The sequence below is a fragment of the Sorangium sp. So ce394 genome (genome assembly GCF_051474665.1).
In the GTDB taxonomy this organism is placed as follows: Bacteria; Myxococcota_A; Polyangia; order Polyangiales; family Polyangiaceae; genus Sorangium; species Sorangium cellulosum_D.
In genome coordinates this window covers 5557446-5576989 of sequence record NZ_CP150339.1, presented here as the reverse complement: position 1 = coordinate 5576989, position 19544 = coordinate 5557446, and the positions used below count along the sequence as shown (strand labels likewise).

Annotated in this window: 14 protein-coding genes; 2 read left to right on the top strand and 12 right to left on the bottom strand. The window is 71.7% G+C overall.

Annotated features, from left to right (window positions below):
* Nucleotide 1: 1 nt before the first annotated feature.
* The 12 genes from WMF33_RS20415 to WMF33_RS20360 all read right to left on the bottom strand — a co-directional run bounded on the left by WMF33_RS20415 (nt 2) and on the right by WMF33_RS20360 (nt 14891).
* Entirely contained in the window at nt 2–1756 is a 1755-nt protein-coding gene (locus WMF33_RS20415) for a serine/threonine-protein kinase (protein WP_437338708.1), read from the bottom strand.
* A gap of 253 nt (nt 1757–2009) precedes the next feature.
* Nucleotides 2010–3179, bottom strand: a complete 1170-nt coding sequence (locus WMF33_RS20410; protein WP_437338707.1) for a vWA domain-containing protein — start codon at nt 3177–3179, stop codon at nt 2010–2012.
* A gap of 151 nt (nt 3180–3330) precedes the next feature.
* The gene (locus tag WMF33_RS20405; protein WP_437338706.1) at nt 3331–4599 is read right to left on the bottom strand and encodes a pectate lyase family protein; all 1269 of its coding nucleotides are present in this window, start codon (nt 4597–4599) and stop codon (nt 3331–3333) included.
* Between the two features lie 64 nt (nt 4600–4663).
* The gene (locus WMF33_RS20400; RefSeq protein WP_437338705.1) at nt 4664–6154 is read right to left on the bottom strand and encodes a right-handed parallel beta-helix repeat-containing protein; all 1491 of its coding nucleotides are present in this window, start codon (nt 6152–6154) and stop codon (nt 4664–4666) included.
* Nucleotides 6155–6413: 259 nt separating this feature from the next.
* The gene (locus tag WMF33_RS20395; RefSeq protein WP_437338704.1) at nt 6414–8099 is read right to left on the bottom strand and encodes a pectate lyase; all 1686 of its coding nucleotides are present in this window, start codon (nt 8097–8099) and stop codon (nt 6414–6416) included.
* 100 nt (nt 8100–8199) lie between these two features.
* Nucleotides 8200–8559 (bottom strand): cupin domain-containing protein, encoded by a 360-nt coding sequence (locus WMF33_RS20390; RefSeq protein WP_129575856.1) that lies wholly within the window; start codon nt 8557–8559, stop codon nt 8200–8202.
* Between the two features lie 24 nt (nt 8560–8583).
* Nucleotides 8584–9255, bottom strand: coding sequence for a bifunctional 4-hydroxy-2-oxoglutarate aldolase/2-dehydro-3-deoxy-phosphogluconate aldolase (locus WMF33_RS20385; protein ID WP_061626422.1), 672 nt, complete (start codon nt 9253–9255; stop codon nt 8584–8586).
* Nucleotides 9256–9268: 13 nt separating this feature from the next.
* Complete coding sequence (locus tag WMF33_RS20380; protein WP_437338703.1) at nt 9269–10357, bottom strand: PfkB family carbohydrate kinase; 1089 nt, start codon at nt 10355–10357, stop codon at nt 9269–9271.
* A gap of 11 nt (nt 10358–10368) precedes the next feature.
* Nucleotides 10369–11133, bottom strand: coding sequence for a 2-dehydro-3-deoxy-D-gluconate 5-dehydrogenase KduD (gene kduD, locus WMF33_RS20375; RefSeq protein ID WP_437338702.1), 765 nt, complete (start codon nt 11131–11133; stop codon nt 10369–10371).
* Complete coding sequence (locus WMF33_RS20370; protein ID WP_437338701.1) at nt 11130–12488, bottom strand: MFS transporter; 1359 nt, start codon at nt 12486–12488, stop codon at nt 11130–11132. The genes kduD and WMF33_RS20370 overlap by 4 nt, the downstream gene beginning before the upstream one ends.
* Nucleotides 12489–12621: 133 nt before the next feature.
* On the bottom strand, nt 12622–14304 hold the full coding sequence (locus tag WMF33_RS20365) for a carbohydrate porin (protein WP_437338700.1): 1683 nt from the start codon (nt 14302–14304) through the stop codon (nt 12622–12624).
* Between the two features lie 410 nt (nt 14305–14714).
* Complete coding sequence (locus tag WMF33_RS20360; RefSeq protein ID WP_437338699.1) at nt 14715–14891, bottom strand: hypothetical protein; 177 nt, start codon at nt 14889–14891, stop codon at nt 14715–14717.
* 489 nt (nt 14892–15380) lie between these two features.
* Here WMF33_RS20360 and pheS point away from each other — a divergent pair, with 489 nt between their 5' ends.
* Together pheS and pheT are read left to right on the top strand one after the other, a co-directional pair.
* Nucleotides 15381–16430: a phenylalanine--tRNA ligase subunit alpha gene (gene pheS, locus WMF33_RS20355; RefSeq protein ID WP_437338698.1), complete on the top strand. Its 1050-nt coding sequence runs from the start codon at nt 15381–15383 to the stop codon at nt 16428–16430.
* A 32-nt stretch (nt 16431–16462) separates the two neighbouring features.
* Nucleotides 16463–18934, top strand: coding sequence for a phenylalanine--tRNA ligase subunit beta (pheT, locus tag WMF33_RS20350; protein WP_437338697.1), 2472 nt, complete (start codon nt 16463–16465; stop codon nt 18932–18934).
* The last annotated feature ends 610 nt before the right edge of the window (nt 18935–19544 follow it).

Below are 19544 nucleotides of genomic sequence, written 5' to 3'. Positions count from 1 at the left end.
TTCACAGACACTCACGCTTGATCCGCCGGATGCCGTCGCCGTCCAGGTAGTAGGGGGGCTCGCAGCGCGATCGCGGCCGCGCGCTGCGCGCGGGGGCCGCGGCGCGCACCCCCGCGGCGCGCTCCGTGGCGGCCGCGCGCGCGACCGACGCGGCCTTCGCGGAGGCGCTCGCGGACGCCGCGGGTGCCGCTGCGGACGCGCTCGTGGCGGGCGCGGCTGCTGTGGCCCCTGGCGCGGCCCCAGAGGCCCCTGGCGCGGCTGCTGCGGCCCTCGGCTCGGCTCCAGAGCCCTCGGCGGCCCCAGATCCCTCGACGGCCCCAGAGCCCTCCGCGACCCCAGCGCCCTCGACGGCCCCAGAGCCCTCCGGCGCCGGCGCCGACGCGATGGCCGGCGCCGAGACCCTCGCCGGCGCCGAGGGCTCGCCCACGCCGGCGCGCTCGTCGGGCGCGGCCTCCGGCCGCGCGCCACAGCCCCTGCCGGCGACCACCGCGAGCAGGAGCGCGGCGGCCCCGAACGCCAGCGTCGAGGCGCGGACGAGCTGCGCGCTCACCCGCCGCGCCGGCCCCGCCGCCGCGATCGGCGTCGCCAGCGCGGACGCCGCAGGCCGCGCCATGTCCTCGACCGTCCTCGTCATCGTCGCGACCGTCACCGAGACCCGCGCCGCGCGCGCGCGCTGCCCCGCCGGCAGCGCCGGGCGCGTGTCGATCTCCCGCAGCGGCGCCCCCTGCACGGCGGCGGGGCTCGACGGCGCCGGAGCCGCGCTCCGCTGCGTCCAGGCCGCGCTCCGCTGCGACGTCTCGATCGCGGCGAGGCTCTTCGCCCGCGCCTCGAGCAACGTCCCCGCCGTCGCCTCGACCCACGCCCCGACCGCGCGCGGGCTCGCCGGCGAAAGCGCCTCCTCCAGCGCGGCCGCCATCTCCAGCGCGGTCGCGTAGCGCCGCTCGGGGTCCTTCTCGAGCCCGCGGAGCACCACCTCGTCGAGCGCCTTCGGCACCTCGCCGTACGCGCTCGGCGGCTGGACCACGCCCTCGAGGATCCGCCCGTAGATCTCCGCGTCGCACTCCCCGGTGAACAGCCGCCGCCCCGTGAGCACCTCCCACAGGACCACCGAGGCCGCGTAGATGTCGGCGCGCCGGTTCACGGGCGCGCCGCGGAGCTGCTCCGGCGCCATGTAGCTGAGCTTGCCCTTGAGCTGCCCGACGCGGCTCACCTGGCTCCGCACCGCCGCGCGCGCGATGCCGAAGTCGAGCACGCGCGCGATGCCGTCCTCGCCGACCAGGATGTTCTGCGGCGACACGTCACGGTGGACGATCTGGAGCGGGGCGCCATCCTCGTCGGTCGCCTCGTGCGCCGCGTGCAGGCCCGCCAGCGCGCCGGCGACGATGGCCGAGCCGACCGGCTGCGGCACCTTCTGCCCTTGCCTGCCGGCCTCGCGCAGCAGGCTCGAGAGCGACTCGCCCGCGATGTACTCCATGACCACGAAGAGCTCGTCGTCGGCCTGGACGCTGTCGAGCGTGGTGACGACGTTCGGGTGGCGGATGCGCACCGCCAGCCGCGCCTCGTCGAGCAGCATCGACGAGAACTCGGGATCCCTCGCGAACTGCGGGTGCAGGCGCTTGATCGCGACGGTGCGCGCGAAGCCGTGGGCGCCGACGAGCCGACCGAAGTGGACGGACGCCATCCCCCCGGAGGCGATCACGCCGTGGAGCGTGTATCGATCGAGGGTCCTCCGCTCGCGCTCCTGAGCCGCTTCCATCGTCGCTCTGTTTTACAACATCTCGGCAGCGTTGCTGGACGGTAACATGCGCCCGCACGGCCGGCGGACCGGCGGCGAGGGGGCGCCGGGCACCGCCGCGGATAACGCGCGGCGCTGCCCGGCGCGACGGATCCGCGCTCGGCCGAGGTGGGGTCGATGGAGGTGCAACGGAGTGCGTCCACAGTGTCAACGCACGGTTGACACGGATCGGCCCGACGGCGCGGCGGCGGGTCGGGCGCGCGGCGGCCTGCGGCTACAGGGGGACCTCGATCACGCTCTCGCAGGTGAAATCGACGCTCAGCTGCGCCGCCGCGTCCGCCTGGACCGTCGTGCACGTGTCGACGCAGAGGACGATCTGCGTCGGGCTCGCGGGCTCGTCGTAGCGCCAGGCGGCCTCGGTCGCGCAGCTCTGATCGTACGCGAGCTCCGTGGCCGCGTTCGCGCCGTCCGTGTAGACCACGCGGACCTTCTCCTTGTCGAAGCTGCTCCCGTCGGGCGGGAGCGGGATCGCCATCGTGCACGACACCGCGGCGCTGCGGATCCGCTCGATCGCCGCCTTGAACGCGGCCGTGGTCTGCGAGGGATCGCCGGTGTCGATGAGGACGGCGCCCTCCGTGCCGCCCGCGGCCGCGATCTCGTGCAGATCGTCGAGCGTATCGGGCGCGCCTTCGATGGGCGGGTTCTCGACGCCGATGACGTACGTCGGGACGTTGTCCGCGAAGGCCGCCTGGGCGTCGGCCACGACGGCGTCGATCGTGTCGGAGGCCTCGTCGCAGCCCTGCGGGTAGCCGTCCGTCACGAGCACGATCGCGTATTTCCCGGGGTTCTGCTGGCGCTGCGCCTCGATGAACGCGCTCGTGCCGCGCATCACCCACGCGGTCGGCGTGCCGCCGCGCCAGTCGCTCGAGGTCATCGGCTCGATCTGGTCGAGCGCCGCGCCGAACGCCGGCGAGGGCAGCGGCGTGAGCGGCACGTCCGGCGTCGCGTAGATCTCGGCCGAGCACTTGTCGTCCTGGGCGGGGAAGAACGCGAGCGACGCCGTGAGCCCTTCGGAGCTGGGGTCCGCGAAGAACTGCTTGGTCGCCGCGACCACGGGATCCCACTTGAGCGACTTGTCGTGCCACTTCTTGTCGCCCTTGCCCATGCTGCCCGACACGTCGAACGCGAAGGCCAGGTACACCGGCTGGAGCGACGCCGCCGCCGTCTGGGTCGCGCACGCACCGCCGCCCGCGGGGCTGCCGTTGCCCGCGCCGCTCGATCCGGGGCCGGGCTCGCCGCCGATGTCGAACGAGCCCCCTTCCCCGCCGGAGCTCCCGCCGGAGCTCGCCCCTGCGCCCTCTCCCACATCGCTCGGGCTGCTGCCGCACCCGAGCCCGACCGCAGCCACGCTCAGCACCGCCATGGCAACTGGAAGCAATTTCATACGTCGTCGGCTCCTTGCACCACCGCGTCCCGCCCTCGCGCCGCAGGCATCGAGTCACCGGGATGGCGCGTGGTCCCGGAACTCCGAAGCACGTCGGGTGCCAGGGCGCGCGAGTCTGTGCCGTCGTGAGGTGCGCTGTGCGCGAACGTCGTTATCTCGGACCGGCGCACCGTGTCACGACGTCCTTCAACGAGGCGCCGGCCGGGTCCAGCGCGACGGTGTACGGCGGGGTGAACGCGCTCCCCTGCCCCATGTCCTTCCGGGTGGTGTCCGACAGGCCGAGATAGGCATTCCCGCTCGCCACGATCTGCGCGGTCGGCTCGCCGTCGTAGAAGATGTGCGGATCCTTCACCCCGTCGAAGGTGTTGTTCTCGATCCGGAGCCGGGCCTCGAGGCCGCCCCCGATGGCGTAGTTGTTGCCGGCCGCCGAGTAGTAGTTGTTGAAGACGTGGACCTCGCCGAAGCGGACGCGCGGCATGCGCTCGATCACGCCGTCGGCCCACCAGTTGTGGTGGAACGTGACGCGGAGCCTCCCCGTGTCCTCGTCGCTGTTGTTGTCGCTGTGGCCGACCAGGTTCGAGAAGCGGTGCGCGGGATCCGGCGCGTTGCTCGTGTAGTGGAACTTGCACCACGAGACGGTCACGAGGTCGGAGCCGTGGACGACGTCGAGGTTGCCGTCCAGCGCGTCCCAGATCTCCACGTGATCCACCCAGACGTGGTGGGCGAAGTGGATCTGGATCCCGTCGTCGGCCGTCGAGCTGGCGTCGATCTTGAGGTTCTGGACGATGACGTTCTGGATCGGCGCGTCGATCGACTTCCCCCGGATCTGGAGCCGGCCCCGGAGGGTGGCGTCGGGGCCCGCGCCGATCAGCGTCTTGTTCGACGCCACGTCGATGTCCACGCCGCTGACGTCGATGTCGCCGGAGATCTGGATGATCAGCGGCTCGGGGCTCTCGGCGTACGCGACGAGCTGCTCGGTCGTTGTCGCCGTGACGGTCATCCCGCCGAGGCCGCCCGTCGTGGTGGCCACGCCGTGGCCGCTCACGCCCGCCCACCCGATCGGCGCGCTGACCGGGCAGCCGTCGACCATGCCGCCGCCGGAGCCCGCGCTCGCGCCGGGGCCCGAGCCGCCCGCGCCCTGGCCGCCGCCCCCGCCCGCACCCTCGCCGCCCGCGCCGCTGGTCGCGCCTCCCCCGCTGTCCGTGGTCCCGCTGCTGCTCGCGGTGCCGCCGCCGGTCGTGCCGCCGCTGCTCGTCGCGCCGCCGCTCGCCGTCGACGACGGCCCGCTGGTCCCGGCCCCGGACGACGTCGCGCCGGCCGCGTCGCCGTCGTCCCCCGACGCCGCGCAGCCTCCCGCGCCAGAGAGCGCGACGAGGGCCGCCGCAAAGGGGGTGAAACGATTCGACCTCTCATGCCGCATGATTGCCTCCTGAAAGCGTGAAGAAAGACCGTTGCAGCCGCCCCCGCTCGGGCCTCCTCAGGGCTCACTCGACCTCGAAGGCGCCGAGGTCGGGCGCGGCGCCGGCGTACGGGAGCGCGGGGCCCTCGGTCGAGCCCGCGTCGACGAGCTGGCTCGTCGGGGCGAGCCGCAGGAAATCGGTCGCTGCCAGGCTGCCGTCGGGGTTGCGGGGGGCCTTGGCCAGCGCGCGATCGAGGCTGAGGAAGTCGGCGTCGGTGGCGCCCTCGAACGCGTTCGAGACCGCGGTGCCGACCGGCTCGTCGCTGGATTTCCTCGCGTGCGAGATGTTGTTGATGAACGTGTGGAACCCGCCCTCGCCGAACGCGTAGTTCATGGAGCCGTTCAGCCACCCCGTGCAGTTCTTCACCGTGATGTTGCCGACGTTGTTGTTCTCGTCGAAGCCGCGGACCTTGTTGCCGAACGCGACGGAGCGCGTGATCACGTGGTCGGACGCGAGGCCGTTGCTCCCGCCCATCTTGAAGCCGTTGCCGTTGCCCATGTACGGGACCGGAGGCGGCGTGCTCATGTACCCGCCTTCCTTGTAGCCGTTGTCGAACGCCCAGCACTGGTCCAGAAGCACCGGCTTGAGCGGCTTGCCGTTGCGGTTGAACATGTCCCAGCCGTCGTCCGAGTTGTTCCAGGCGCGGCAGCCGTGGAACTCGTTCCCCTCGCCGACGTTCAGCTTCGGGGCGAAGCCGTCCGCGTCGCCGCCGTCGGGCGGGTCGAAGTTGCTGTACGAGTCGCAGTTGACGATCTTGTTGTGCGACGGCCACTCCTCCTCCGGGGTCTCCAGCTCGCCCAGCCGGCCGCCGAGCTGGAGGCCCGAGTCCCGGTTGTGGTGGAAGACGCAGCGCTCGACGACGTTGTGGTGCCCCGAGATGAAGAGGCCGTTGTCGCCGGCGTTGGCGATCTCGATCCCCTGGATATGCCAGTAGCTGCCGTGCAGCTCGACGCCGCGCGGGCTGGCCGGGTCGCCCTTCTTGTAGTACTGGTCCTTGAACTCGAGCACGGGCTCCTCGCCGGGATAGGCGAACAGGCGCTTCCTCTGCTCCGGCGTCCCGTCGTTCCCGTGAGCGATCTCCACGGTCGGGATGTAGAGGTACTCGCCCCCGCGCAGGTAGATGGTCTGGCCCGGCCGCACCAGGGTGATCGCCTTGTAGAGCGTGGTGGGCGCGTCGATGGTCCCGGGGTTGTCCTCCGCGCCGTCGGGGGCGACGTAGAGGTCGTCCTCCGAGGGCGGCGAATCCATGCCGCCTGCGCCCGCCGAGGTGCTGGCGCCGGAGGAGACGGACGTGGCCCCGCCCTGCGCTCCGGCGCTGGCCGTGGTCGAGCCGCCACCCGGTCCTGCGGTGGTGGACGCCTGGCCGCCCCCCGAGCTCACCGTGCCGGCGCCCGTGCCCCCGGTCCCGCCGGAGGATCCATCGGGCTGGCCGGCGGGATCGTCGGCGTCGCTGCAAGAGGCTGTCGATGCGAGCAGGAAACCGGCGCCGAGCGCGGCGAAGATGAAAGAACGCATTCCGATGTCTCCATGGCTAGGGGAATGCCGCTTGGCCAAGCCCGTTCCTGGTCCCTGAGAACAAGAAATTGAACCACAGAGGCACAGAGGGCACAGAGGAAAGAGAGATAGAGAGAGAAAGAAAGAGAGAGAACTTTCAGCTCTCTTCTCTTCCCTCTGTGTCCTCTGCGCCTCTGCGGTTCCTTCTCATCCCGTCAGGAACGGACCAAGGCGGCGCGGCGCCAGCCGGCACGGGGCGAGGGCGGGCGCCCTCGGGCGCTCACTGCACGGGCGCGACGTAGGCGATCAGGGTGCCCATGTTCTTGATGAAGCTCTCCACGGTGATGCCCGTCGGCGCCTCCACGGGCGGGTACCCCGCCGGCGCCTTGCTCGGCTCGTAGGGCGAGGTGTCGTTCAGGTCACCGACGTGCGTCGTGGCGTAGGTGTCTTCGAGATAAGGCTCCGCGGTGCCCGGGCCGATGGGGGGGTTGGTGATGTACGTGAGCTTGACCGGCCAGTAGCCCTCTTGGTTGAGCTCGCTGACGACCTTCTGCGCGTCCGCCTCGGTCACCGGCGTGGTCGTCATCGTGCGGCCGACGTAGAGATCGACGAGCGACACCTCGCGCAGCGAGAAGTACTTCGGCAGCTCCGCCGGCTCGTCGGTCTTCAGGGGCGAGCCCGCCGTCAGCTCCTCGGGCGATTTGGCCTTCAGCTCGTCGTAGCGCTTGCGCATGGCAACGACGTCGAGCTTGCGCGCCTGCCCGTAGTGGCCAATCGGCTTCTCGGGGTCCTTGTCGAAGTAATACTCGCCGTTGACGACGTTCGAGCCGCGCCGGTGGACGTACAGCGGAACGTCGGTCCCGATCTCGATGTACGTGGGGTGCGTGCGATCGGGGAAGAGCTCGATGAGCTCCGGCGTGAGCTTGACCTTGTCCAGCCAGTCCAGCGCCTCGGGCACGCGGGCGATGTACTTCTCGTCACCGGTCAGCTCGTAGAAATTGAGGAGCTGCTGGATGTTGTTGGCCGTCGTGTGCGTGGTCAGCGCCGTGGGCTCGTACGTGCGCGCGCCCACCGGCTCGCCCTCGAGCGTGAACTGCAGACCCCACGCGGGCTGCGGCGCGGGCTGCTGCATGGCGACGAAGTTGCCCATGGCGCGCTCGATGTTGTCGAGCAGCTCAGGCTGGCCGAGCGCCATGCGGCACATGATCAGGAACTTGATGTTCTCCCCGGCCACGTCGTCGTTGAAGGTGACGAGGCTGGTGTAGTCGGGCTTGCCCTCCTCCTTGCTCATCAGCGGGAAGCGCTGCGGCCAGCCGCCCCCGGGGTACTGGGCCGTGGTGACGAAGCCGATCGCCTTCTCGAGCGGCCCGCGGAACCGCTCGTCCTTCTTCTCGAGGTACATGCGCAGGAGGAGCTGCGAGGCCACGGCGGTGCCGGCGTCGTCGAACGTCGCGTTGCCGTAGTAGTGGTGGAACTCCTCGAGCCGCCATCCGTTCTGGCCGATGGTCTCGTACCAGTCCTTGAGCGACTCCTCGCCCGCGAAGTCGTAGATGTAGTTCCAGCCGCCGGCCTCGTGCTGGGCCTCGACCAGGGCCAGGGCCACCTGCTCGGCGGCCTTGTAGAAGAGCTCGTCGCCGGTCGCGTGGTAGGCGTCCAGGTAGGCGTGACCCATCGACGGCGTGCCGGGCGGCTGCACCCACAGCATGGTGCGGAACGCCTCCATCTCGCCCCAGCTCTGGGAGAGATCGGGGAGGTAGCTCCACACGTAACCGCCCTTGTACGCGACCTTCTCGCTCATGAAGGTGGCCGCGCGCTTCATCGCCTCGTAGTACGGCACCATCTCGGGCGGCACCTCCGGACCGGGGCCCGGGCCGGGACCGGGACCGGGCTCCGGGCCGCTGTCCTCGCCGCAGGCGGCCAGGACGACGGGCAATAGCATCGACATCGCGAACGTTCTACGTTTCATAGGCTCCTCGGTCGCACGGGCCCGCTTCGTCGGTCGCGGGGCCCGTCGATAAGACATTCATTGTGGATGGTGAACTCGAGACGCTGGCCGGCCCCTGCGCTCAGGGCATGTAGTCCTCGCGGGCCGGCGTGAACACGTCGAGCACGACGCTCGGCTCGAACGCCCAGGCCTGGTGCTCGACGCCCCCGCGGACCACGAAGCTGTCCCCGGCGCGCACCTCGAACTCCTCGTCCGCGCACGAGAACTTGAGGTGTCCGGAGATGACGTAGACCAGCTGATCGTGCGGGTGGCTGTGGCGCGCGCCAGCCCAGCCGATCTCCATGTGGTGCTCGACGAGCATCATGTTCGCGTTGTGGGCCAGGATGCGGCGCTTGAGCCCAGGCTCGGGCGTGAAGAACACGACCTCGCGGCTGCGTACGCGCATGAGGCTCGGGACATCTCTCTTTTGAAGGCTGCTCATGGTTCTTCTTCTTCCTCGATACGACTAGGCCCGCGCGCCGCCCTTGAGATCGGCCCGCGCGGCGCTCACCACCGACATGAACTCGCGCGCGCGCTCGGTGAGGACCTCGTCCTTGCCCGCGGCGAGCGCCGCGGCGTCGACGAGCTCGCCGCCGACCCCGAGCGCCACGGCGCCGGCCTCGATGAAGTCCCGGGCGGTCGTCAGGTTGACCCCGCCGGTCGGCAACATCTTCACGTCCGGCAGCGGCGCGCGCAGGGCGCGCAGGTACTTCGCGCCGCCCATCGCCGAGCACGGGAACACCTTCACCGCGTCGGCGCCGGCGTTCCACGCGGTGATCACCTCGGTCGGCGTGAGGCCCCCGGGGAAGACCGCCTTGCCGAGGTCGTGCGCCGCGCGGATGACCTCCAGGTTGAGCCCCGGGCTCACGATGAACTCGGCGCCGGCCTCGATGCACCCGCGGGCGGCGTCCGCGGTGAGCACGGTGCCCGCGCCGACGAGGACGTGGCGCCCCATGCGGGAGGCGATCTCGTGCATGACCGACAGCGCGTCGGGGACGGTCATCGTGATCTCGATGACCTCGATGCCGCCCGCGCGGAGCGCGCGAGCGGCCCGCACGGCGAGCTCTCCGCTCGGCGCGCGCACGACGGGGACGATGCCGATCTCCTCGATGCGGCGGACGACTTGCTCTCTGTTCATCGTTTGACCCTCGTCATCGTTCAATCCTCGCGCCGCCGCCGCCCATGGCCCGCCGCACCTCGGCGAGCGACGCCATCGAGGTGTCCCCCGGGGTCGACATCGCCAGCGCCCCGTGCGCCACGCCGCACTCGAGCGCCCACTGCGGGCCCTGATCGGCCAGGAGGCCGTAGATGATCCCCGAGGCGAACGAGTCGCCGCCGCCCACGCGGTCCAGGATCTCGATGTCCCGCTGGGCGACCTCGTAGAACTCGCCCTTGTAGTACAGGATGCCGCCCCAGCCGTTCACGCTCGCGGTCTTGGCCGTCCGGAGGCTCGTGGCGACGACCGAGATGTTGGGGTACGCCGCGACGACCTCGGAGATCATCCGGCGGAACCCGTTCGTGTCGAGCTGGCTGTAGCTCGTGTCCACGCCGGAGATCTCGAATCCGAGGCCGGCGACGAAGTCCTCCTCGTTCCCGAACACGCAGTCGACGTAGGGCATGAGCGCGCGGTTGACCTCGCGCGCCCTCTCCTGGCCGCCGAAGTTCTTCCACAGCGAGGGCCGGTAGTTGAGGTCGTAGGAGATCCGCACGTCGTGCTCGCGCGCGACCTCCATGGCCTCGCGCGCCACGCCGCCGGCCGCCTCGGACAGGGCGCAGAAGATGCCGCCCGTGTGGAACCAGCGCGCGCCGCGCTCGCCGAAGATTGTCTTCCACGGGAGGTCGCCCGGCTTCAGCTTGGACGCGGCGCTGTGGCCGCGGTCCGAGCAACCGGCGGCGGCCCGGGGCCCGAAGCCGCGCTCGGTGAAGTTGAGGCCGTTGCGCACCTCCCGGCCCACGCCGTCGTAATCGACCCAGCGCAGGAACGACGTGTCGACCCCGCCCTGGAGCATCAGATCCTCGATGAGCCGGCCGACCGCGTTGTCCGCGAGCGACGTGACGATGGCGGTGCGGAGCCCGAAGCAGCGCCGGAGCCCGCGCGCCACGTTGTACTCTCCCCCGCCCTCTCCGACGTCGAACGTCCGCGTCGTGTGGACGCGGCGCTCGCCCGGGTCGAGACGCAGCATCACCTCACCGAGGCTCACCTGATCCCACGCACAACCTTTTGCACTGCGAATCTGCATCTTCCCGCTCCTCAACGGCCCATCCAGCCGCCGTCGACGACCAGCACGTGGCCGTGGATGTATTTGCTCGCGTCCGCGCTCAGGAACAGCGCCGCTCCCGCGATGTCGCTGGCCTCACCCCAGCGCCCCGCAGGGATGCGCTCGAGGATCTGGCGGCTGCGCGTCTCGTCGGCCCTGAGCGCGGCCGTGTTGTCCGTCGCGATGTAGCCAGGGGCGATCGCGTTCACGTTGACGCCCTTCGCCGCCCACTCGTTCGCGAGCGCCTTGGTCAGCTGCGCGATCCCGCCCTTGGACGCCGCGTACGCCGGCACCAGGATCCCGCCCTGGAAGGCGAGCAGCGACGCGATGTTGATGATCTTGCCCGTCCCTTGCTCGAGCATCTCCTTGCCGGCGAACCGCGACAGGCGGAACGCGCACGTCAGATTGACCTCGAGCAGCAGGTCCCAGTCCTCGTCGGAGTACTCGACGGCCGGCGCCCTCCGGATGAGCCCGGCGTTGTTCACCAGGATGTCGATGCGACCGAGCTCGGCCTTCGTCCTCCGGATGAGCTCCGGGTGCGCCGCGCGATCCGACAGATCGGCGGCGATCCCGATGGCGCGCCGTCCCAGCTTCTGGACCGCCGCCATCGTCTCCTCACCCGGCCCGTCCTTGCCGTGGATGGCGACGTCGGCCCCGGCGGCCGCGAGCGCGGTCGCGATGGCGGCGCCGATGCCGCGCTCCGAGCCGGTCACGAGCGCGACCTTGCCGTCCAAGCGAAAGGGATTGTTCGTTGTCATTGTGCTGCACTGCCTCCGCCCAGCTTCGCGGCCTCGAGCCGCGGCACGAGCACGTGAATGATGGCGAGCGCGAGGAGGTACGCGGACGCGGCCATGATGAAGAGGATCGAATAGCTCCCGGTGAGCTGCAGGACGTGGCCGGCGATCTGCGCGATGAGCATGCCGCCGATGGCGCCGGCCATGCCGCCGAGCCCGACGGCCGACCCGACGGCCTGCGACGGGAACATGTCGGTGGTGAGCGTGAACAGGTTCGCCGAGAAGCCCTGGTGCGCGGCGGTGGCGAGGCCGAGCAGGAGCACGGCCACCCACAGCGAGTCGGTGCGCGTCGCGAGGAAGACGGGCGCGACGCCGAGCGCGCACACGAGCATCGCGGTCTTGCGCGCCGCGTTCGCGGTCCAGCCGCGGCGCATGAGCATCGAGGAGAACCAGCCGCCGGCGATGCTGCCCACGTCGGAGAGCAGGTAGATCGTGACGAGCGGCGGTCCGATCTGGAGCAGGTTCAGCCCGTGCTTGCGGTTGAGGAAGTCGGGGACCCAGAAGAGGTAAAGCCACCAGAACGGGTCGGTCATGAACTTGCCGATCGCGAACGCCCACGTCTGGCGGTGCGGGACGAGGGTGAGCCAGCCGATCTTGCCCGGCGACGGCGACGGCTCGCTCGTGATGTAGGCCCGCTCCGCCGGCGAGACGCGCGGGTTCTGCGCGAGGGGGGAGTAGAGGATCAGCCACGCGACGATCCAGAGCGCCCCGATCGCGCCGGTCAGCGCGAAGGCGGCGCGCCAGCCCCAGGTCACCGCGATCCACGGCACCACGAGGGGGCACACGATCGCGCCGATGTTGGTGCCGGAGTTGAACAGCCCGGTCGCGAGCGCGCGCTCCTTCTTCGGGAACCACTCGGCGATCGTCTTGAGGGCGCCCGGGAACATCCCGGCCTCGCCGATGCCGAGGGCGAACCGGGCCGCCGAGAGCCCGCCGGCGCTGCCGACGAGCGCGTGCGCCGCCGCCGCCAGGCTCCAGAACCCGACGGCGAACGAGAAGCCGCGCCGCGTCCCGATGCGGTCCATGAGGCGGCCCATCGTCAGCATCCCGATCGCGTAGGCGGCCTGGAACGACGTGACGATGTTGCCGTAATCGATGTCGTTGTAGCCGAGCTCCTTCTGGAGCGTCGTCTTGAGGACGCCCAGCACCTGGCGATCGACGTAGTTGATGGTCGCGGCGGTGAACAGGAGGGCGCAGATCACCCAGCGGTAGCGCCCGACGCCGGCGAGGGCGCCGGACGCCGCCCCGTCGCCTCCGCGCGGCTCGCCCGCCGCGTCCAGCGGCGGAGCGCTGGTCGCGACATCAGGTTTCATGACCATGTTCACCTCCCCATGTCCTTGCGAGCGGTCGGCAGCTCATGACTTGGAGTTCCTCTCTTTTTGGTTTGTTAAGAGCCATGACGATGGCTTCGGTCTCTCACGGCGCGAGCGGGCGGAGGACGCGACATCTGCGTCAGAACGCCGGGCTCGCCTTGAAGATCCACTCGACGTTCAGGCCGAAGAAGTGCTCCCACGTGCGCTTGCTGAACACGTCGTCCTGCGGATAAAGGGCCTTCGCGCCCTCGTCGCGCCGGGTCACGAGCCAGATGAAGCGGAACTGCGGGCGCTTGAAGTCGCCCTTGCCCGCCGCGTTCAGGAACGGCACGAGGCCGAAGCGCACGAGGCTCGCGCTGTGGTGGCTCGCTCCGGGGTGCGCGCCCGGCGCCGCGGGGTCGGCCGGCGGCGGGACCCTCCCGCGCCGCTGGGCCTGGTACGAGCCCTCGACGGCGATGCCTCCCCAGTCGCGGATGTAGTAGTGCGGCCGCACGACGAAGATGCCCTCGTCCAGATCGGCGAAATCGAACGGCTCGCTGGCGTTGCGGAACGAGCGCACGTACCCCGAGGCCATCAGGCCGAGCTTCCCCGTCTCGTAGTTGCCGCTCATGGTGAACATGAGCTCGTGCGCGCCGGACGCGGTGCCGTCCGGCGCGGGCTGCGTGGGGGAGCCGAACTCGCCGTGGGCCGCGAGGTCGCCCGCGTAGCGGAGGAACAGGTGCAGGTGCCCGTTGTCCACGCCGGTGAACGGGCTGATCTGCGCGCCGATGACGTACCCGGAGTCGCGCGGCAGCCGCTCGTACACGCCGGCCTCCGCCGTCTCGCGCGTGCCCGACGGCAGCTGGTGCAGCTCGCCGTAGAGGATGCCCTTGACCCCGCCCTTCTCCCCGATCGGGACGGTGTGGCTCGCCTTGAAGCTGGTGATGAGCCGCTGGCGGTCGAGGAGGTTGACGTTGGCCGTGCCGGGCTGGTTGAGCGCCGGCGCGCGCTCCACCGTCTGCAGGTAATACGGCGTGAGCGGCCGGTTGACGCCGGCGTGCGCCGCGAAGTACGTGCGCTTCGAGGGCAGGTCGTAGCGGACGCCCCCGCCCAGCGTGTTCAGCCAGTCGAGCGGCCAGAAATCGAGCAGCTCGGAGTTGTCACCGCGGTAGAGGCGCGAGCCGATCCACACGGACAGCCCCTTGACGCCGAGGTCGCGCTCCTCGACGAAGGCGTTGCGCACGGACATGTTGACGTTCCACGGCCGCGCGTTGTTGTAATGGAGGACCGGGGCGTCCACGACGAGGCGGACGGCGGCCCGCGTGGTGGCGCCGGTGGACTCCCAGTAGTCTTGCCGCTCCAGGTCCAGCTGGATGAACGTGGACTCGTCGAGGCGCGATCCTCTCAAGACGATGTCGGCGTCGCGCCCCGGCCCGAGCTCGGCGTCCGTGGCCGCGACGGCGCGGCTGACGGCGCCGAAGTAAAACCCGCTCTCCACCGGCGGCGGCGGCGTCGACGGCTCTTCTTTCTGCACGGGCTGCTGGGAGGGGGCGACGGCCGCGGCCGCGGCCCCGGGCTCGACGCTCGCCGCGTCGACGGCCGGGGCGGCCTCCTTTTCGGCCTCTCCGGCGGGCGGCGCCGTCCCCTCGGGCGCCTGGTCCGGCGTCGTCGGAGGGGGCGCCGGCTGCGCGCTCGCGACGGATGGGGCCGCGCAGAGGGCCGCGCCGAGCAGGGCACAGGCGAGGTCGCGGGCGCGCGCCCCGCCGGTCGAGCGCGCGGCGCGCCGCGGATCGCGGCGAATGTCTAGCCCAGGGTGGCGATGAGGATTGACGATGGACTTCAAGGGGGGCGCCGATCTCGTGAATGGTTGTGGACTGCGCCAGCGCGCGCAGCGGGGCTGTCATCGAGGCGAGCGAGCCCCGACAGCGCGTCCTCTGGCTCGCTCAGCGTCTGGTGCGCTCGCGGCGTCTCCAGCGTCGTCACTCGATTGCAATCGACGAGCCAAGTACGCCCAGAGTCCTCGCGGCGCCTTGAGCCGCGCGGGACGGCCGCGATCTGGCGCGCTCCCCCGGAGACGCCGTAAACCCCAGGTTGACATGTCGACAGCCGTGGTTGACGCGGTCGTCGACGGACGATGACGCGCGGATGCCTGCGGGCGCGGCGAGCGCCCGATGAGCGGATGCAATGAAGTTGCGAAGAGTCAGAGAAGTGGAGGAGCGGAGCGCGCGAGGGAGGCTGGCTCTGGTACATGCGCTACGGAGCGGCGCTCGCATACGACAGGTTGAGCGCCGCGGCCCTCGCGCCCGACGTCTTCATCTCGCGCGCGCCTTCCGGAGGCGCGGGGCGGGTCAGCAGGGCGAGCGCGCGGTAGGCGAGGAGGGCCCCGAGCAGGTAACAGAGCGCGATGATGAAGGCGGTCATCTTGGCCATATCGATGCATCCCGAAGGGTCTTCGGTGAGGACGAAGCGGTGCGGGCGCGGCGCTGCGAGGCGTCGCGGGGTCGATCGCAGCCCGCGGCGGGCAGACGCCGGCGTCGGCCGCGCGCAGCCGAGCGGCGCCGGGCCAATGGCACACCGTGCTGAACCGGTTTTGCAACGGTCGCGCCAGCGCGCGGCCGGCGTAGATCCCGAGTGGGCCGTGCCGGCGCCGCCGGGGCGCTGTCAACCCGGAGTTGACCGGGGTGACAACCGTTGTTGCGCGCCGCGCGCGGCGCCGTCGCGCGCCGCCCCCATGGATCGGGGCGCGGCGCCGCGCGGATCGGGCGTTCGCCTCGGGCGATGGCCGCCGGCCCCTCCCCGCTGCCCAGCGCGCGGGGCGCTCCGTCGCCGCCGCCCGCGCACCGGACGTCCCGCACGCGCCGGCGCAGCGCGGGTGGTCATGTCTTGCGTTGCCTGGGGCTCTGGGGTAAGGGGGCGGCAATGAGTGGTCCCGAACTCGGCCGCCTCATCGACGAGGTCGATCGCACGGTGGACGTCCAGTTCGCCGCCGTCGGCGATCTCGATGAGCTGAACCGCCTGTATGCCAGCCTGCTCGGGCGCCGCGGCTCGCTCAATGCGCTGATGAAGCAGCTGCCCGGGGCGGCGCCCGAGGAGCGCAAGGCGCTCGGCCAGCGCCTCAACGCGGTCAAGGGCCGCGTGGAGCGCGCCCGCGAGGAGGCGACCGCCCGGATCAAGCGGACCGCGCGCGATCGCGAGCTCTCCGCGTCGCCCCTCGATATCACCCTGCCCGGCCGCTGGCGCGCGCCCGGCCGGCCGCACCCCATCATGCGGACCCTCGACGAGATCGTGGATATCTTCGTCGGGCTCGGGTTCGACGTCGCCGAGGGGCCGCAGATCGAGCTCGCGCGCTACAACTTCGATCTCCTCGGGTTCCCGGCGGATCACCCGGCCATGGACATGCACGACACGTTCTACGTGGCCGGCGATCCGGGCCAGAACGTGCTCCTCCGCACGCACACGAGCCCGGTGCAGGTGCGCGAGATGCTCTCCCACCCTCCGCCGGTCATGATCGTCGCGCCGGGCGTCGTCTACAGGCGCGACGACGACGCCAGCCACAGCCCCATGTTCGTGCAGATCGAGGGGCTCGTCGTCGACCGCGACGTCTCCCTCGGCGACCTCAAGGGCCTGCTCGAGGTCTACAGCCGCCGGATGTTCGGCGAGAACACGCGGACGCGCTTCCGGCCGAGCTACTTCCCCTTCACCGAGCCCAGCGCCGAGCTCGATGTCTCCTGCCTCGTCTGTTTCGGCGCGAACCGCGCCTGTCCGCAGTGCAAGGGCACCGGCTGGCTGGAGGTGCTCGGGTGCGGCATGGTCCACCCGACGGTGCTCCGGAACGTCGGAATCGACCCGGAGCTCTACACGGGGCTGGCGTTCGGCATCGGCGTGGATCGCACGGCCAACATGAAGTTCGCCGTCGACGACATCCGCGCCTTCTACGAGAACGACGTCCGCTTCCTCGGAAGCCTCTAGGCGACTCCCCTCGCGCCGGAGCCCGACTCCCCATGTTGATATCGTACAAGTGGCTTCAAGAGATCCTCGGCGCCGATCCCGGCGTCGACGCGGTGACGTCGGCGCTCGGCCGCGGCGGGCTCGAGGTCGATCGCGTGACGCACGTCGGCGCCGCGCTGCGCCCGGTGGTCCTCGCGCGCGTCGAGGCGACGCGGCCCCACCCGAGCAAGAAGGGCCTCACGCTGGTCCGCGTGGACGCCGGCGGCGCCGGCGGCGGCGGCGAGGTGGTGTGCGGCGCGCAGAACATCCCGGCCCCCGGCGGCGGCGCGCTCGTCTGTTATGCGCCGGTGGGGGCGCAGGTCCTCGACCGCAGCGGCGCGCTCGTCACGCTGACCGAGAAGGCGGTCGCCGGCGTCTCGTCGGCCGGCATGCTCTGCGCCGAGGACGAGCTCGGCCTCGGGTCGAGCCACGAGGGCCTGCTCACCATCGAGGGCGGGCGCCCGGGGCAGTCGCTGCTCGACTGGGAGCCGCGCCTCGAGGACTGGATCATCGAGCTCAGCGTCACCCCCAACCGGCCCGACGCGCTGGGCCACCTGGGCGTGGCCCGGGACGTGGCCGCGGTGCTCGGCGTCCCCTTCCAGCCGCCGGCGGTCGCGCGGCCGCAGGCGAGCGGCGGCGGGGCGCGCGCGAGCGTCGAGGTGCGCGACAAGGAGCGTTGCCCCCGGTATGCCGGCCAGGTGATCGAGGGCGTCAGCGTCGGTCCCTCGCCGCTCTGGGCGCGGGTGCGCCTCGGCCGCCTCGGGGTCCGGCCGATCACGAACGTCGTCGACGCGACGAACCTGGTGATGCTCGAGCGGGGGCAGCCGCTCCACGCCTTCGATCTCGACGCGCTGCGGCTGCCGGTCGAGATCCGGAGGGCGCGGCAGGGCGAGGCGTTCGTCGCGCTCGACGGGCAGAAGCTGTCCCTGAACGAGGACGACCTCGTGATCGCCGACGCGGACCGCGTCGTGGCGCTCGCCGGCGTGATCGGCGGCGCGGACAGCGGCGTCACCGCGACGACGCGCCGGGTGTTCCTCGAGTCGGCCTACTTCGAGCCGCGCGGGATCCGCAGGTCGGCGCGGCGGTACGGCTTCCACACCGAGGCGTCGCATCGCTTCGAGCGCGAGGTGGACCTCTCGGGGGTGCCGCTGTCGCGCGATCGGGGGACCGCGCTCATCTGCGAGCTCGCCGGCGCCGAGGCGGCGGGCGAGCCGATCGACGCGTACGTCGCGCCCCGCGCCCCGCGCCGTCTGACGCTGCGGCTGCCGCGGTACAAGCGTATCATCGGCGCCGAGGCCCCGCCGCGGACGCGCGAGATCCTGGAGACGCTCGGGGTCTCGACCGTGGAGCAGCAGGCGGATCGGCTGCTCGTCGAGGTGCCGGCGCACCGGCCCGACATCGTGGAGGAGATCGACCTCATCGAGGAGGTCGCGCGCGTCGCCGGCTACGACCAGATCCCGAGCAGCCTCCCGCGCGTGGGCGCGGCGCCCGCGGGCGCCCGGGGCGATTACCGCCTCCGGCGCCGGGTGCGCCAGATCTGCACCGGGATCGGCCTGCACGAGGCGGTGACGTACTCGTTCCTGTCGCCGCAGGAGCTGAAGGCGTCGCGCTTCGAGGTCGAGCCGCTCCTCCGGCTGCTGAACCCGCTCTCCGAGGAGAAGTCGGTGATGCGGCCGTCGCTGGTCCCGGGGCTGCTCACGGTCGCGCAGCGCTCGCAGCGGTACAACGTGCCGCGGGTGCGGCTGTTCGAGGTGAGCCAGGTGTTCCTGCCGCGCCAGGGCGAGGCGCGCGGCGCGGGTGGCACGGTGGGTACGGACGGCGCGGGCCAGAAGGCGCGGGTCGAGCGGCCGCCGGTGGACGAGCCGACGCGGCTGACGGTCCTGCTCGCGGGGCCGCGCGACAGCTACCTCACGCGGCCCGAGGACGTCGACTTCTACGACGGCAAGGGCGTGGTCGAGGCGGTGCTGGCGGAGCTCGCGGGCAGCGTGGCGCCGGAGTTCGACCTCGAGGGCGAGCCGCCGCCGTGGGCGCACCCGCGCAAGGGAGCGCGCGTCACGCTCGACGGCCGCGCCGTGGGGTACGTGGCGGAGCTCCACCCGGACGTGCGCGACGCGCTGGAGATCACGACCGGGGCGGTGGTGGCGGAGCTCGATCTCGCGGCGGTGGCGGCGGCCTACCGCGCGCCGGCGGCCGCGAAGCCGAGCCGGTTCCCGGCGATGCGGCACGACGTGGCGCTGCTCTTGCCGCTCGACGTGCCGGCGGGCCAGGTGCTGGAGCTGCTGCGGACGACGGCCGGGGAGCGCTGCGAGAAGGTCGAGCTGTTCGACCGGTACCGCGGCGGCGAGCTCCCGCCGGGGACGCACTCGCTCGGGTTCGCGCTGTGGTTCAGGTCGCCGGAGCGGACGCTGACCGACGAGGAGGTCGATCGGTGGACGAAGGCCGCGGTGGACGCGGCGAAGGCGCGGTTCGGGGCGCAGCAGCGCTGAGGCGGGCGGGCGGCGGCCGGCGGTGAGCGGCGCGCTCGCCCGCAGGTGTCGGTTGCCGTCGCGCACCTGCCGGGCTGGCAGCAACCGTGCCTCCCGAGCGCCGGGTCCGGACATTCGAGCTCTGGACCATCGGCGTTCCCGCGGCCGCTCTCGCGCCCTGGACCCGCGCGCGCGTGGCAAGCGTTGCCCTCATGGCAAAGATTGCCATCGCCGCCGGGCAGAGGCGCGGCAAGAATTGCCATCGCGCCGGCCCCGTGCCCCGGACACGCCGAGGCGATACGCCCGACGCCGCCGCGCGTGAGTACGAGCGACGCGGCGGCTCGGCGCGCCACACGAACACGATCGCGGCCGCTCGCGGCGGAGCCAAGGCGGCATGTGGCTTGCTGCTGGCCACGTGCTGGAGGCGTCGCGCGTGGACCGCAGGGTGGTTCCTCGATATCTAGGTATCCATCGTTCGCTCGCGAGTCACGTACGGCCGGCGGCCTTGGGGACCCCGGAGCGAGCTGCCGTGCTGCTGGGAGACGAAACAGCGAGGGTACGATGTGGGCATTGATGCGGAGACGGAGCATGGAGCGGAACCGGAGCGTCATCTCGCGCCCTCCGCGGGGCG